At 36.4% G+C, this 13,549-nt stretch carries 15 protein-coding genes and 2 pseudogenes; 3 read left to right on the top strand and 14 right to left on the bottom strand.

The window, feature by feature from the left end:
* The first annotated feature begins 284 nt into the window (after positions 1–284).
* A complete protein-coding gene (pdaB, locus tag BA1_RS05630) occupies positions 285–1,049 on the top strand; it encodes a polysaccharide deacetylase family sporulation protein PdaB (protein ID WP_008356572.1) in 765 nt (254 codons plus the stop codon).
* Here the strand turns inward: pdaB and BA1_RS05625 are convergent.
* The gene (locus BA1_RS05625; protein WP_008356571.1) at positions 1,042–1,644 is read right to left on the bottom strand and encodes a KinB-signaling pathway activation protein; all 603 of its coding nucleotides are present in this window, start codon (positions 1,642–1,644) and stop codon (positions 1,042–1,044) included. The two genes, pdaB and BA1_RS05625, sit on opposite strands and share 8 nt — an antisense overlap.
* 90 nt (positions 1,645–1,734) lie before the next feature.
* Here BA1_RS05625 and gerD point away from each other — a divergent pair, with 90 nt between their 5' ends.
* Positions 1,735–2,322 carry a spore germination lipoprotein GerD gene (gene gerD / locus BA1_RS05620; RefSeq protein ID WP_008356570.1) on the top strand — a complete coding sequence of 196 codons (588 nt, stop codon included), beginning with the start codon at positions 1,735–1,737 and terminating at the stop codon, positions 2,320–2,322.
* A 38-nt stretch (positions 2,323–2,360) separates the two neighbouring features.
* Here the strand turns inward: gerD and BA1_RS05615 are convergent, their stop codons facing one another.
* The 3 genes from BA1_RS05615 to BA1_RS05605 all read right to left on the bottom strand — a co-directional run bounded on the left by BA1_RS05615 (position 2,361) and on the right by BA1_RS05605 (position 4,738).
* A complete protein-coding gene (locus tag BA1_RS05615; RefSeq protein WP_008356569.1) occupies positions 2,361–3,419 on the bottom strand; it encodes an Mrp/NBP35 family ATP-binding protein in 1,059 nt (352 codons plus the stop codon).
* A 103-nt stretch (positions 3,420–3,522) separates the two neighbouring features.
* Positions 3,523–4,236, bottom strand: a complete 714-nt coding sequence (gene cwlD / locus BA1_RS05610; RefSeq protein ID WP_008356568.1) for an N-acetylmuramoyl-L-alanine amidase CwlD — start codon at positions 4,234–4,236, stop codon at positions 3,523–3,525.
* A 58-nt stretch (positions 4,237–4,294) separates the two neighbouring features.
* The gene (locus BA1_RS05605) at positions 4,295–4,738 is read right to left on the bottom strand and encodes a DUF2521 family protein (protein WP_008356567.1); all 444 of its coding nucleotides are present in this window, start codon (positions 4,736–4,738) and stop codon (positions 4,295–4,297) included.
* Positions 4,739–4,891: 153 nt separating this feature from the next.
* Here BA1_RS05605 and BA1_RS05600 point away from each other — a divergent pair, with 153 nt between their 5' ends.
* Positions 4,892–5,461 (top strand): DUF4825 domain-containing protein, encoded by a 570-nt coding sequence (locus BA1_RS05600; RefSeq protein ID WP_008356566.1) that lies wholly within the window; start codon positions 4,892–4,894, stop codon positions 5,459–5,461.
* A gap of 36 nt (positions 5,462–5,497) precedes the next feature.
* Here BA1_RS05600 and BA1_RS05595 read toward each other — a convergent pair whose 3' ends face one another.
* The 10 genes and pseudogenes from BA1_RS05595 to BA1_RS18355 all read right to left on the bottom strand — a co-directional run bounded on the left by BA1_RS05595 (position 5,498) and on the right by BA1_RS18355 (position 13,548).
* On the bottom strand, positions 5,498–6,577 hold the full coding sequence (locus BA1_RS05595) for a serine hydrolase (RefSeq protein ID WP_008356565.1): 1,080 nt from the start codon (positions 6,575–6,577) through the stop codon (positions 5,498–5,500).
* 108 nt (positions 6,578–6,685) lie between these two features.
* Positions 6,686–7,105, bottom strand: a pseudogene (locus BA1_RS18550) (GNAT family N-acetyltransferase).
* An 81-nt stretch (positions 7,106–7,186) separates the two neighbouring features.
* Positions 7,187–7,915 (bottom strand): annotated as a pseudogene (locus BA1_RS05585) (amidohydrolase family protein).
* A 303-nt stretch (positions 7,916–8,218) separates the two neighbouring features.
* The gene (locus tag BA1_RS05580; RefSeq protein ID WP_008356564.1) at positions 8,219–8,854 is read right to left on the bottom strand and encodes a CPBP family intramembrane glutamic endopeptidase; all 636 of its coding nucleotides are present in this window, start codon (positions 8,852–8,854) and stop codon (positions 8,219–8,221) included.
* 427 nt (positions 8,855–9,281) lie between these two features.
* Positions 9,282–9,536: a PqqD family protein gene (locus BA1_RS05575; RefSeq protein ID WP_008356563.1), complete on the bottom strand. Its 255-nt coding sequence runs from the start codon at positions 9,534–9,536 to the stop codon at positions 9,282–9,284.
* Between the two features lie 2 nt (positions 9,537–9,538).
* Positions 9,539–10,384 carry a hypothetical protein gene (locus BA1_RS05570; RefSeq protein ID WP_008356562.1) on the bottom strand — a complete coding sequence of 282 codons (846 nt, stop codon included), beginning with the start codon at positions 10,382–10,384 and terminating at the stop codon, positions 9,539–9,541.
* 3 nt (positions 10,385–10,387) lie between these two features.
* Positions 10,388–10,795 carry an NUDIX domain-containing protein gene (locus BA1_RS18360; protein ID WP_162130797.1) on the bottom strand — a complete coding sequence of 136 codons (408 nt, stop codon included), beginning with the start codon at positions 10,793–10,795 and terminating at the stop codon, positions 10,388–10,390.
* Between the two features lie 35 nt (positions 10,796–10,830).
* On the bottom strand, positions 10,831–11,508 hold the full coding sequence (locus BA1_RS05560) for a dTMP kinase (RefSeq protein WP_162130796.1): 678 nt from the start codon (positions 11,506–11,508) through the stop codon (positions 10,831–10,833).
* A 29-nt stretch (positions 11,509–11,537) separates the two neighbouring features.
* Positions 11,538–12,692, bottom strand: coding sequence for a radical SAM protein (locus BA1_RS05555; RefSeq protein WP_008356559.1), 1,155 nt, complete (start codon positions 12,690–12,692; stop codon positions 11,538–11,540).
* Positions 12,679–13,548, bottom strand: a complete 870-nt coding sequence (locus tag BA1_RS18355; RefSeq protein ID WP_008356558.1) for an inositol monophosphatase family protein — start codon at positions 13,546–13,548, stop codon at positions 12,679–12,681. The genes BA1_RS05555 and BA1_RS18355 overlap by 14 nt, the downstream gene beginning before the upstream one ends.
* Position 13,549: the final 1 nt, after the last annotated feature.

Here is a 13,549-nt window from a genome sequence, read left to right as displayed (position 1 = left end):
CGTTTTGTCTTGTTTAGTTTTCAAAGATCATCTCCGCCGTTCTTAGCGGCTTTAATAATATAACATTTCGCTTCATCTTATGTCAACAACTTTTTTCAAGTTTATTTCCCGAAGCGTTTCATGTTTGTCACTGTGTTTCAGCGACGATTAATAATATATCACAAAAATATTCTGCCGGTCAACGTCTTTTCGAAACTTTTTTTGAAATAGTTTTATTGTGCATGTCAAACCCTTGTCCTGCATACAATCAAGTAACAATCTTGGACAAGGCAGGAGTGTTTGAATTGAGTCGATTATATGTGTTGCCTATTAAACGGCTGAAACAAGTTGTCATTATTCTTGTAGCAGCCCTTGCAGCCGCAACCTTTTTTTATGTACAAAAGGCACCGCCGCTGTCAGTATTCAAAACAGAACAAGGACCCCGGGCGATTTATAAAGGAGAAACCTCATCAAAACATGCTTCCCTTACTTTTAATATTGGCTGGGGAGATGAAAAGGCCGTTCCTATTTTAAATGTCCTCCGAGAGCACGATATAAAGAACGCTACTTTCTTTCTGTCGGCTTCTTGGGCTGAGCGTCACCCTGATATTGTGAAAAGGATTAGAGAGGACGGCCACCAAATTGGCAGTCTTGGCTATGCGTATAAAAATTATAGCCAGCTTGAAGAAAACGAAATCAAGCGTGATCTTGTCCGTGCACAAAATACATTTCAAAAGCTTGGACTAGATGATATTCAACTATTAAGACCGCCAACGGGGCAATTCAATGAAAAAGTATTGAAAATTGCAACACAGTACGGCTATACCGTTGTACATTACAGCATCAACTCTCAGGATTGGCTGAACCCAGGCGTCGATCAGATTGTTCAAAATGTAAATGATCGAATGAAAAGTGGAGACATCATTCTCCTCCACGCCTCAGATTCAGCCACCCAAACCGCTCAAGCCTTACCAGCGATCTTAAAACACTTAAAAGATAAGAATTTAAAAAATGTGACCGTTGGCGAACTGATTTCAAATACAAAAACGAAATCAGCTGAAGTTAAGTAGCTTTCGCCTTTGAAAACCGGGGCATAGCTAAAAGCTGAAACGCATTACAGCCCAATAGCGGGAAAAGCATTAAATACAGCCAGTCCTCTTCATTGACTCTAAGCGCAGGAAACCATTCTAACGATGTGATGACGACCATAAGAAACATGGCAGAAATAAATGTTTTCTTAGAGGACTGCTGCTGTTTAAAATAAGCGACGATCAATGCAAACACACCGATAAAAACAGGCAGCCACAAGTACGGAAGAAACGATTCATTTTCCCCGAAAAACAAAAATCGCAAATACGCTAAATCAAACAGCACAAAAATCACAAGAAACAACTGAATGGTATTCCATAAAGAATGTGACCGGAAAATCTCAAGTGCAAACCGGTGCACTGTTAAGAAAACGACAAACCCCATCTGACTAATCACACTAAAGATCATTCCCACACCAATGAACCAAAATAACACAGATGCGATCTCTAAAATCTCAAACGATACAAACAGCTTCTGATACTTCCCCCACTCCAGCGCAAAACCTACCACGCTTGTAATGACCGCTCCAACAGCCAGCACAGAGAAGAAAAAACGAACTAAATCCCGACTTTTCATTGAATTGATCCAACCCCTATTTTTGTTATGTATAAATTTACGTGAAACATTCATATTAAAAGTAAGACATGTAACGAAAGGAGCCACAGTATGTCAAAAGGCATCTTGCGTATAATGAGCTGTTTTCTTCTTTTATCTCTAACAGCTTGTGCTCCCAAAACCCAATCTTCATCTAATATGGACTATGACGAAACGAAAAAAATGGTCGTCGATATTTTGAAAACAGATGACGGTAAAAAGGCCATTCAACAGTTATTAAATGACGAGGCAATGAATGAAGCTTTGGTAATGGATGAACAAACTGTGAAAAAAACAATAGAGAAAACACTGACTTCTGATAAAGGCAAAGAGTTCTGGAAGAAGGTCTTTGAGGATTCTAAATTTGCCGAGACTTTTGCAAAATCCATGCAGCAACAGCACGAAAAGATGTTAAAACAATTAATGAAGGATCCTGACTATCAACAAATGATGATGGATATTCTCAAGGATCCTGAAATGGAAAAGAAATACGGTGAACTCGTGAAAAGCAAAGAGTTCAGAAAACACTTAGAAAAAGTCATTACAGAAACATTAAGCAGCCCTCTCTATAAGAAGAAATTCGAAGATGAGCTAAAAAAAGCAGCATCTGAAAGCAGCAGTGATTCAGGATCACAAGGAAACGAAGGAAGCGGTAGTTAAACATGACCCGAGTGGTATAAAGTCCACTCGGGCTTTTATTATGCTTTCACTGCTAATTGTTCAATGACTTTAATCGCAATCTGTTGATAGACTTCTCCTGTCGGATGACTCGCATCATAGACGGAAGGCGCAAAATCATCTTCATTCCAATCAGGCTGTCTTAAAGGAATTTGACCAAGAACCGATACTCGCAGCTCTTCAGCCAGCTTGTCCCCGCCACCTTTTCCAAAGACATATTCTTTTTCACCTGTTTTCTTGCTTTCGTAATAGCTCATATTCTCAACGACCCCAAGCACCTCGTGATCTGTCTGCAGTGCCATTGCACCTGCTCTGGCAGCAACAAAAGCAGCTGTTGGATGCGGTGTTGTCACAATGATTTCTTTACAGCTAGGCAGCATTGTATGAATATCAAGCGCCACATCACCTGTTCCCGGCGGAAGGTCTAATAGTAAGTAATCTAATTCTCCCCACTCTACTTCGTGGAAGAAGTTATTTAACATTTTACCAAGCATCGGTCCTCTCCAAATGACCGGTGCATTTTCTTCAACAAAAAAGCCCATTGAAATCACTTTGACACCAAAGCGTTCCACAGGAATAATTTTTTCCCCTTTTACTGTCGGCCTGACGGTAATTCCCATCATATCCGGTACACTAAATCCGTAAATATCAGCATCAATCAGCCCAACTTTTTTCCCTAAACGAGCCAGTGCCACAGCAAGGTTAACAGAAACGGTTGATTTACCAACGCCACCCTTTCCACTTGCAATGGCTAAGAACACTGGTGGATTTTTAGAGTTGAGCAGGTTTTCTTCCTCATCCTGTGACGGCATAAATTTTTCAAGCGTTTCCTGAGGCAGTTCTTCAAAACGAAGTCCTACTGTGTTAGCGCCCGCTGCTTTCAAGGCCTGCACGATGTCTTGCTGCAGCTTCATTTGCTCAGCGGTACCTGTTTTGGCAATGGCCACCTTTAAGCTCACATGCTCTTTTTCAGGCTTTAGGCTGATTTCCTTGATGGCATCCAGCTCACCAAGCGGTATATGAAGGAAAGGTTCGTCCATCTTCCCAACTAGTTTTCTCACATCATCTTGTCCGATCATAGCAGAACCTCACCCTTTATTGAATTCGTTTACAAACCAAGTATATCATACATATCCTTACAATGTCTGTCCTGTTTGCCTGCGATCAAAAGGAAAAAGCCCCTTATTCAGGCGGCTCTTTTTGCTCTGTTAAATATCTGAGAATGCCTTTATAAATGGAGGCAGCAATTTGATCCTGATACTTAGGTGTTGCCAGCTGACCCGCCTCTTTTGGATTAGAAAGAAAACCGATTTCTACAAGAGCTCCTGGCTTCGTGACATTTTGCATTAAATAAATCCCATTGATTCGCTTCGCTTTACGGTCCGTGTTTTCAAGGTTTTTGCGCAATTCATCTTGAATGAACTTCGCTGCTTTTTCATTCTCTTCATACTTTCCGTAAAAGAACGTCTGTGCTCCGCTCCATTTATTCGAAGGAATGGCATTTAAATGAATGCTTAAATAGAGATCCGCTTCAGACTCATTGATGACTTTTACGCGGTTCCTTAAATCCTCCGCTTTCTTTCGGGCATATCCCCTTGTATTCTTTGATGATAAATCAGAATCATCCTCTCGGGTCATGAGCACAAGCGCACCCTGCTCCTGCAAATAGTCCCGTATCTTCATGGACACATCCAGTGCAATCTCTTTTTCAAGCAGCTCGCCGCCAACAGCTCCGCCATCTGGACCACCATGACCCGGATCTAGATAGATGATCTTCCCACTTAGAGGCAAATTCCACGATTTCCATGAATCATCATTTAGAAATTGAAATCTGAATAAGAATAAGAGGACAATAAACCCAATTAAAAACCCTGTCCACTTCAGCTTTCTTTTCATCCCTGTCCCTCCCATACACCATTATTTTATAGATATGGGACAAGGGCTGGAAATATGCTTAGTGCAGTCGAAGCTTGTGTCTTTTTTCTGATTCTCGATAGCCTTCCTGCCACCATATGTTTAAAAAATCTTTCGCAAATGGATAGAGAGCTGATGTCTTTTGCTCCATTCGGAACATAGTGCCCCACGATTGCAAACACCCTGCCAGCTCTTCGATCAGCTCATCCTCTTCCTGAGATGACCGCTTCTTCATATTATCGAACGATTCGCCATATCGACTCGACTCACCGTATCTCCCACCAGCTAAAAACGCTTCAATGGCAAAATCTATACAGCCATCACTCATGATACCGGCTGGATCATCAGCAAACGGAAACAGCTTCTTCGTGAATTTCTCCGAGGCGGCTGTCACCCGCTGAAGAGACAAGGTACGCAACAGCTTCTTTTCAAGCGCGACATCGCGTTTTGTTTTCAATTGATAAAATGAAAGCACTTCTGCCATGGACTGAACTCCTTTTTTCTTTGTATTGTTCGTTGGTTTGAACAAAACATGCTGTTCAGTAAATGGAAATGACAAATTAGCGATCTAACGAAATGGAAAATTGTGATAAAATGGATTCTTGAATATAAAAAGAAGGGTAAAGGGGAAAAATCAATGAAGAAATGGATGTATATCCTGCTGCTATTGACAGTCATTCTATCCGCATGCAGCAGTCAAGCCACTCAAAATGAGAGCGGCATTAAAAGGATAGAGGACATATCTTTAAAACAGCTTTCCAAGCATAAAGGTACGTATCTTGGTGACAACTCAGCCGTGCATCAGATTTTATTAGACCTGCCAGGAGGCGCCATTCGCGAATTTGAAATCATCGATGGAAAAGCATTAGATGTCACGTATGGGATAAAAGAAGATGCCAACTACTCAGAAGAACAATTTGATGCATTTTGGTTTGACGAAAAGGACACGATTGAAAAAACGTATTTATACAACGCAATCGCACTTTTTATTCTTATCAATAACGTAGAACAGGTGACCCTCAAAATGAACTCAAACGACGAGCCGTCCGTCACGTTTAAAAGGAAACAGCTTGAAAAAAAGCTCCCTCACTCTTTTAAAGAGTACAAAGACGATACAGCGCTTTGGCAAAAGGAACTGGTTGATGGGGTTGTGAGGTCAAAAGAGAAACGCCAAGATGTATACAGAGCGTTTCCAATGCAGAAATAATAAAACAGAGGGGTGTTTCCCTCTGTTTTTTGATGTTTATGTAGTGAAAGCCTGTATCAATCGTTGTCGAAAGTTTTGATCCACTGCTGCAGTAAGCATAAATTCGTTGAATACTCCCCCAATCCAGTGAGAATTGTTCGCTTTCGGATCATTGATAAAAAGAGAAATGGATATAGAGGATGTATCTGTTCTTCGATATAAAGCACCTGTGAAAACGAACAATGTTGCTCCGCCTTTATACCAAAGATATTGATCTGTTTCCTTTTTCAATGTTTCTCCCAGTACGATTTGGCTAAAAAGACTCTTTTCTTCTATTGTTAACAGCTCATCCTGGAGACGTTTCATAAAATGTGCATATTGATTGGTTGTAGACTTTGTCAACTTTTGTGTCAGTAATGATTGAATACGCCAGCCTAATAAGTTCTTTTTTTTCATTTTTTCTTCTAACGCCTTTTTATGCTCTGGGTCATTTTTCATGATATTAAAAATCTCATTCATTAGAGATTTGTATTGTTCTTCGGATACACCGCTCATTTTCTTGAATGCATCCCGCCTACGATCAGATACATAAGCGGACCACAAAATCATTGGCGTCAGCGGCATGAGTTCATCAGGTTCTGTAAGACCCGCTTGTTTCATCTGATCATTGATCTTTTCTAAGCCCAGCCGGTCAATCAAATAATCCGTACAAGCATTCGAACTGAATTGCATCATCCCTTTGGCAACATCTAATAAAGTCGCATGCTCAGAAAAATCATTGACCTCCAGCCAGTACGCGTGCGCACCACCGTCTGTTCTATCAATATAAAACCGCTCTATATCAGGCAATGCCACTTTTTCCTCTAGCTTGATGGCGCCGCTCGATACAGCTTTAACAAAATGAAATAAAACCACTAATTTCACCGTACTTGCAAGTGGCGTTTTTTGATCAGCATTCCACTCTAACATCACATCATCATTTTCAATGATTGTCACTGAAACGTCCTTTTTGTTTTTTGCGACAAATGTCAAAAGATCTTCCTTCGTTTTTTTCATATCTCTTTTATACAACAAGACTTGAACCCCTACGTAAAGTACGACCACACCTATAACAACTAGACCGATTTTGAGTAACATGTTTCTCCTTTCCAAATAACAGAGAATTTATATATTGAATATAGCAAATATTTCTAATAAAGGCACAAAAAAGGCAGAGGTACGTGAATCCTCCGCTTCTTGATATCCTTATTCATGGGACAAATGCAGCTTCATTCCTTCATGAGTGGCTTCAAATCCTAATTTCTCATAAAAATGGCGTGCTTCTGGCCTCTGTTTATCTGTTGTCAGCTGAATCATATGACAGCCGCGGTCGCTTGCGCGTTGAATGGCCCACTTTATAAGCATTTATAAGCAGCGAACCGACTCCTTTCCCTCTATGACTCGAAGCCGTACGAACTCTTCGATGGATGCTCTCCATCCCCCTTGATGTGTAAGAAATGGCGTCATGGTTAACTGAAGAACACCAACTGCTTCTTTCTGGTCACACGCAACAATGAGTTCAATATTTGGATCAGCATCGATTGAACGAAAGGCTTTGATATAACTTTCTAATAATGGGCGAGTGTAACGCTCTCTCTTTTGACCTAACTTATCATCTGAAAGCATGAAAACGATTTCACAGCTTCTCTAAATGTCAATTGATTTAAATTCAATGAAAGCACCTCCTAGGATGGACGGAAACTATCTTCACTTACCAAAATACCAATTGCAACCGTTCTTATATAAGATTTGATCAGCTGCTTTTTCATCAAACAGCTGTTGAATCAATTCAACATCACCGTATTCAAATGGACGCTTCGCTCTTGTGGATGGAAGGTCTGTTCCGAACATCAGTGCTTCAGCATTCGTTTGATAAATAGAGGTCAATGCAGACACGTCCAAAGCCTGTTGCTTTCACACGTACTCCTTTTTCAACCAGCTTGAGCAAATGCGGCAAGCCTTCTTCCGATAAGCCTAAATGATCAATAGAAACGGCCGGCAGCTGTTCAAGCGTAGATGAGATGTCAGAGAGGTGCTTAGCATCTATGTAAAGCTCACTATGCCACCCAGCCAGCTCATACACCCTTCTCGCAAAATAATCGAGCTTTGATATATCTTCCGAACCGCCTCTCATCACATTAAACCGTAAAGCTTTTACCCCAAGTTGATCCAAATGAACAATTTCATCATCAGTTGCCGTAAAAGGTAATTGAGTCACACCGTAAAAAGCTGGCCCCATTTCATACAGTGCCTTCAACAAATAGCCTTGATCAAAACCCTGAAATGACCCCGACACAATCGCTCCACCTAAAATCCCGAAATCAGCCGTCTCTCTCCTAAATCAATCACCACATAACTCGGAGGTATGTACCCTTGGTTTTCTTGAATGGGAAAATCAAAATCAATAATATGAAAATGTGCATCAAAGATCCTCATGGCCATGCCCCTCTTCTGCTTATTTGACCTGATTATATCATTGCATTCATTAGTTTCTTCTTCAAAAGTGTATAGCGTTTAAAACAAGTAATTCTTAAAGAATTGGGTGTAAAACCACAAAAAATTTTACCTTTCTTGCTATGAAGTGGGCATTGTTTAGACGTTCCCTGATAACTTCTGATAGATTGAATTAACAACATTAGAAAAAAATATGAATAATAAACAGAGGACTGGTTAGAACTTGAACTCTTCTTTCTATTTTAAAGAAAAAAACTCCCTTGACTAAAATTTTAATGGATAAGGCTACATGTGATCTATTTTTCTTGTGATAATATATTGGATAAAACTAGCGATTATTTTTGGAGCATTAAATAATAAATGCCCAATAATCGAAGGAACCAAAGAATCACTAATTTTATATGAAAAATACCAACCAATAGAAACTATAAATAAAACTATGTATGATTTTAAAGTAAATTCTTGCCTTGTAGGTTTCTGAATAAAGTGAGCCACAGTAAATAAGCCACAACTGAATAAAATTTCAATTAATAAAGAAGACTTAGGTACAAACCCTCTATAAAAAATCTCCTCAAACACAGCACTACCAATAAGTGAAATTTCAGTAATTATAAACCACTTTAAAGGTAAAACGGGTAGTAATGTATAAAAATCCTTATAAAAGTAAGGTTGGAAATCTTTATAATGTAGACTTAGGCCGATCAAGGATGATAAAATTGCAATTAAATAGGCTTTAAATCCTGCATTTAAAATAAAATTCGGGAGAGTAAAGAAGAAGACAGGCATAATAAAAGGCACAAAAAAGATAATTGGCCTAATTACATCTGAAAATGGAAAGCTCCTCACTCTTTCCCTAATTAAGGTCGTCAAATACATAGTTAATACGAAAAACAATATAAAAATAAAATAACTTTCAATCAAAGGGTTATCCTCCAGATATAGTATAGGAGAAGGGTATCTAGCCATACATTTATAAGATTATACGTTTACTAAAGCTGTAGGTAATTTCACCTTTACTAATTTTGGTTTTTTATAGATATTTTCACACCCTCCTCTCGATTAATTAGTTTGTTAATATTTTACCAATTTGAAATATCATTTAAACATTTACTAAAGCTGTATGTAATTTCACCTTTACTACTTTTGGTTTTTTATACATATTTTCACACCCTCCTCTCTATTAATTAGTTTGTTAATATTTTACCAATTTGAAATAGCATTTAAACATTTACTAAAGCTGTAGGTAATTTCACCTTTACTAATTTTGGTTTTTTATACATATTTTCACACCCTCCCAGACTAGATACCCTTCTCCTATACTCCTTTAATTTAAGAAGTATAGGCTTTATTATAAAAATTTCACCAAATTATTTTCAACTAATTCATTTATATATTCATTAACGTCATCTTTAACCACAATTTCATCACAACTGAAGTGCTCTGCTACATTTTTAGCAATAACTTCAGGTGAATCTTTACCGTTAATATTTCTCCAAATAACTGCACCTACATCATCTAATTGAAAAGCCTCTCTTTTATTAACCAAATATTCCTTTCCCATCACAGATCTGTGCTTAACAAACATATGTTTTTTTGGAATCATTTTTATTCTCCTCTTGAAATAATTTGTTTTTTTCCTATTATATATTGCGTTTTTAAGTTTAATTCCTGGCAAAATTCTATTACTGTTTCAATATGAGATTCAATATTTCTTTCATCAAAACAATAAGAGTCTAAAGTTAAATACTTCTTCAATAAATTGATTTCATTATTATTGTTATTTTGAAATCTTTCTAATTTTCTGTATAACCACTTTCTACTAGGATTAGTTTCACCATGAACACTGAGAAAAGATGTCACAGAAGTCTCAAGTAATAATTTTGATATAACATATGATGTTCCAAAATCATTTGATAATAATGCTCCTTCAATATCCTCTAAGTAACCATCATATTGTTCTGAATGAACGATTACCTGTATATACCCTAAATTATCAAATACAATATTTTTTATAAAGGATGCAAAAGAATTCTTGTTAATTACAGGATTTCCATATTTAAGTCTGTGGATAAAATCGATTTCACTTTTACTTAACCTGTCTTTATACTGATCTGTTCCAAAATTAAAATTATTTAATTTTTCTACAATCTTATTAACTTCTTTCCAATCCCAATATTCAAAATCATATCTAGTATCACCAATAATAGTGTTGTAGACTATAGTGTTCTCCTCTATTATTGATATCTCACCTTCTTTATAGCCTCCAGCAAACTCATTACTTATTGCTTCCAAATCACAAATTATATATACATCAACATCAGAATTTTCATTTCCGAACCCTTCCATAATGGAACCCGCAGTATAAACAATCCAATTTTCTCTTGATTTTCCTTTTAAAGCTTCTTTAATTGCGTTTGTATTTATTCTATTTTTCATTAATGTTGAATTCATATATTACCTCACAGAAATTAGTTTATATATATATCTTATTTGATCTTTTACAATTTCAGGGGAACATCTGGAAATTGCTTCGTCAAAATCCACCCATAGAAATCTGTCATGTTCTTCGGAAAGAGAAATTGTTACATCATTATCCACTTCCCCATAGTAAAGACTCCAACTTTTTTCAGCAATAATCAATTCTTTACAGTCTACTTGTAAACCAGTTTCTTCAAATAATTCCCGTTTCATGCATACTTCAATCTCTTCACCTGGAAATCTGGCTCCAGCTGGGGGGCCCCAGGCCCATCTTCCTTCGTAATCAATACCTTTGTGTTTCCTATGTAATATCAGAAAATATGGTATATTCTTTTCTAATTTATATATAATAATCGCAGCTCCAAAAGGCGGCACTTTGCTCACAGGTAAACCATCCCACGTTTTAGAAAATCTTGGATTCATACTACCGATCTCAATTTACTTTTTATTATTTTGTACACTTTATCTGCAATTTCTTCTTCACTCTCGTCTTCAACTGGAACTACAATCCAATTATGATCTTCACTCATTTTTTTCAACACATTTCTTACTTCATTCTGATATTTTATATAATTATCTTGAGTACGACCTGAATACCCATCCATATTCCCAGTCTCTGTAATGGAATAATTAGTACGTCTTTTTACGGATATAGACGGATCAACATCTAGAAAAATTGTAATATCAGGTTTTATTAAAGGCGAGAAACACATTTGTGCTACAGAATAATTAAAATTCTTTTTTATTTTGAATCTCGCTAGAAATTTAAAGTACCAATTATCCATTATAATAGTTGAGCCACTCTCTAATAACGGTGTAATTCGACATTTGTCAACTGTAGCAAACCATGAGGCATTTAAGTAAAGCCAATGATAATCACCCAATTCATAAAGAGGATCATCCGGATAATAATCCCACAATATCTCTTTTATCTTACTCATATGCATATTTACATAGCCGCTGGAGAATTCTGGTTTTTTTTTATCAATAAATAAAATTTTCCCTTCTTTATCATATATAAGTTTGTCTACAACTTTATTAGCAATTGTAGACTTACCTGAACCGTCTAGCCCTTCAAAACAAATAAATTTTCCCAATATTTTCACTACCTTTATAAATTTATTTTCTATAAGTAGCACCCTAAATATGCTTCGGTATCTAATGAATTTCTACCTGTGTCCTTAATGAAAGGAGTAAAGTCATTATCTCTATATATAATTGACATATGCTTTCCAACCTCTCTTATAAAATCTAAAGATGGCCTTTCATGATTAGCAAAATGAGAACCTGGATCATTATGAAAGACATTTACTGCAGGAACTACTCCTAAACTTGCTACAAAATACATACCTTCAATTAGTGATTCTAACGGTTCAAGCCCTGCGACAAAACCACAATATACATTGCCTTTACCCAAACTATGCACAGCTGCTTTAAACGCATTAATAAATCTATCTCTTCCATATTCGTTAGATTTACCAGGACAGATTTCATCAAATAATTTTTCATCAAAGATTTCTATATCCATTGCAATAGTTGAATTTGTTTTTGCAAGTCTATCAAAAAGATTAAAATCCATAGGTGGCATAGAAATTAAATGAGTTTGCACACTATCTGGAAGTTCTAGTTTTCTTATGCCTTCTAAAACTTCTATATGCTTTTTGAAACCTAAATCATAATCTTTAATAGTTCCACCATTTATCAAAATATGCTTAACCCTATTTTTCTCCTTATTCAAAGCGATAGAAATAGCTTCTTTAGCAATACTAGGTTTAATAAACATTTCATGATCAGCCTGATTATTACGGGTAGGCTGTAAAGAACAAAATTTACACTCATCCCCACTATTCCAGTAATAACAATGTCCTGGACTGAAAATGCCAAGAGTAGCATTACCATATAAAGTAACTATCCTTGAAATGCCTCTTCCATCTTCAAGTAACTCATTATAAAATGTTGGTCTTTCTGGAAAGCTAATTTCTAATTTTTCTATGCCATCACCCACATAGAATTTTTCATTTTCAAAATATAGTCTCCACTTCGAATTATTCCTTTGATTAACAGCTACAACTAACCCTTCTGGAAGAATAATTTCTTGAGGTACTTTAATATCTTTTGAAAACATCTGCTCATCACTATTTCCATATGCCCTTCTTTTTTCTATAAATTTCCCCCTTCTAGAATATTCTTCTAAAAATAACTTGTCGTAGTTAATACCATTTGCTAAAAGTTGAAGTTTATATTCTCCATAAACTTTAAGATTATCTTTAGTATCTAGCATTATATTTTTCCTCCTTTTCAGTACTTTTCAATATCTCATTCACTATCGTATCGTTACTTCCTGCAACAATATTTACTCTTTTTTTTAATGAATCAAGCGTAGGCACACTTGATTTATATGGGCGTCCATTTTTATCAACGGCTATCCCCCCTGCCTCTCTTAATATTAATAAGGAAGCTTCTATATCACACTGTTTTTGCCAACCTTCAGTTGATAGATCAACGAATCCATCATATATTCCAACAGCGATATAAATTATTTCCAGAGATGAACAAGAGAGACATCGGATCTTATTACTATGAAGAAATAAGTCCTTATACTTAGAATATTCACTATCATCTTTAGGTCTTATTAAACCAATAATGCTTTGATTTAATTTTCTCGTATTATTAGTAGTAAGCCTCCTACATTGTCCTTTTTCATTAATCAAAAAGGAACCTTCATGAGATATACCTAAATATGTTATTCTGCGAATAGGATCATAAACCCATCCATGGCTAATCTCCCCATCTATGAAAACTGATATTGAAATCGAAAAAAAAGGAAATCCTATTAAAAAGTTGTGTGTCGCATCCAATGGATCTATTAAAAAAACAATATTTCTAAGTTTATTATTATGTTCACTTGAAAACATGCCGATTTCTTCTGAAAAGGCTATCCATGGGAATTCCAACTTATTTAATTGATGTAATATTATCTGTTCACATGCATAGTCAATATTTGCAGTTCTTTCACCATCTGCTCCTATCTTTTCTCTGAAACCGTGTTTTATAGTCTCAATTTCAGGCCATCTCCATGCAAACTCCTCACTTAAAGCTTTGAAAAAATTTCTTAATTCTTTTTTATAAAAATCCACT

The sequence above is a fragment of the Bacillus xiamenensis genome (assembly GCF_000300535.1).
Taxonomy (GTDB): Bacteria; Bacillota; Bacilli; order Bacillales; family Bacillaceae; genus Bacillus; species Bacillus xiamenensis.
This window is presented reverse-complemented; position numbering and strand designations above follow the sequence as displayed.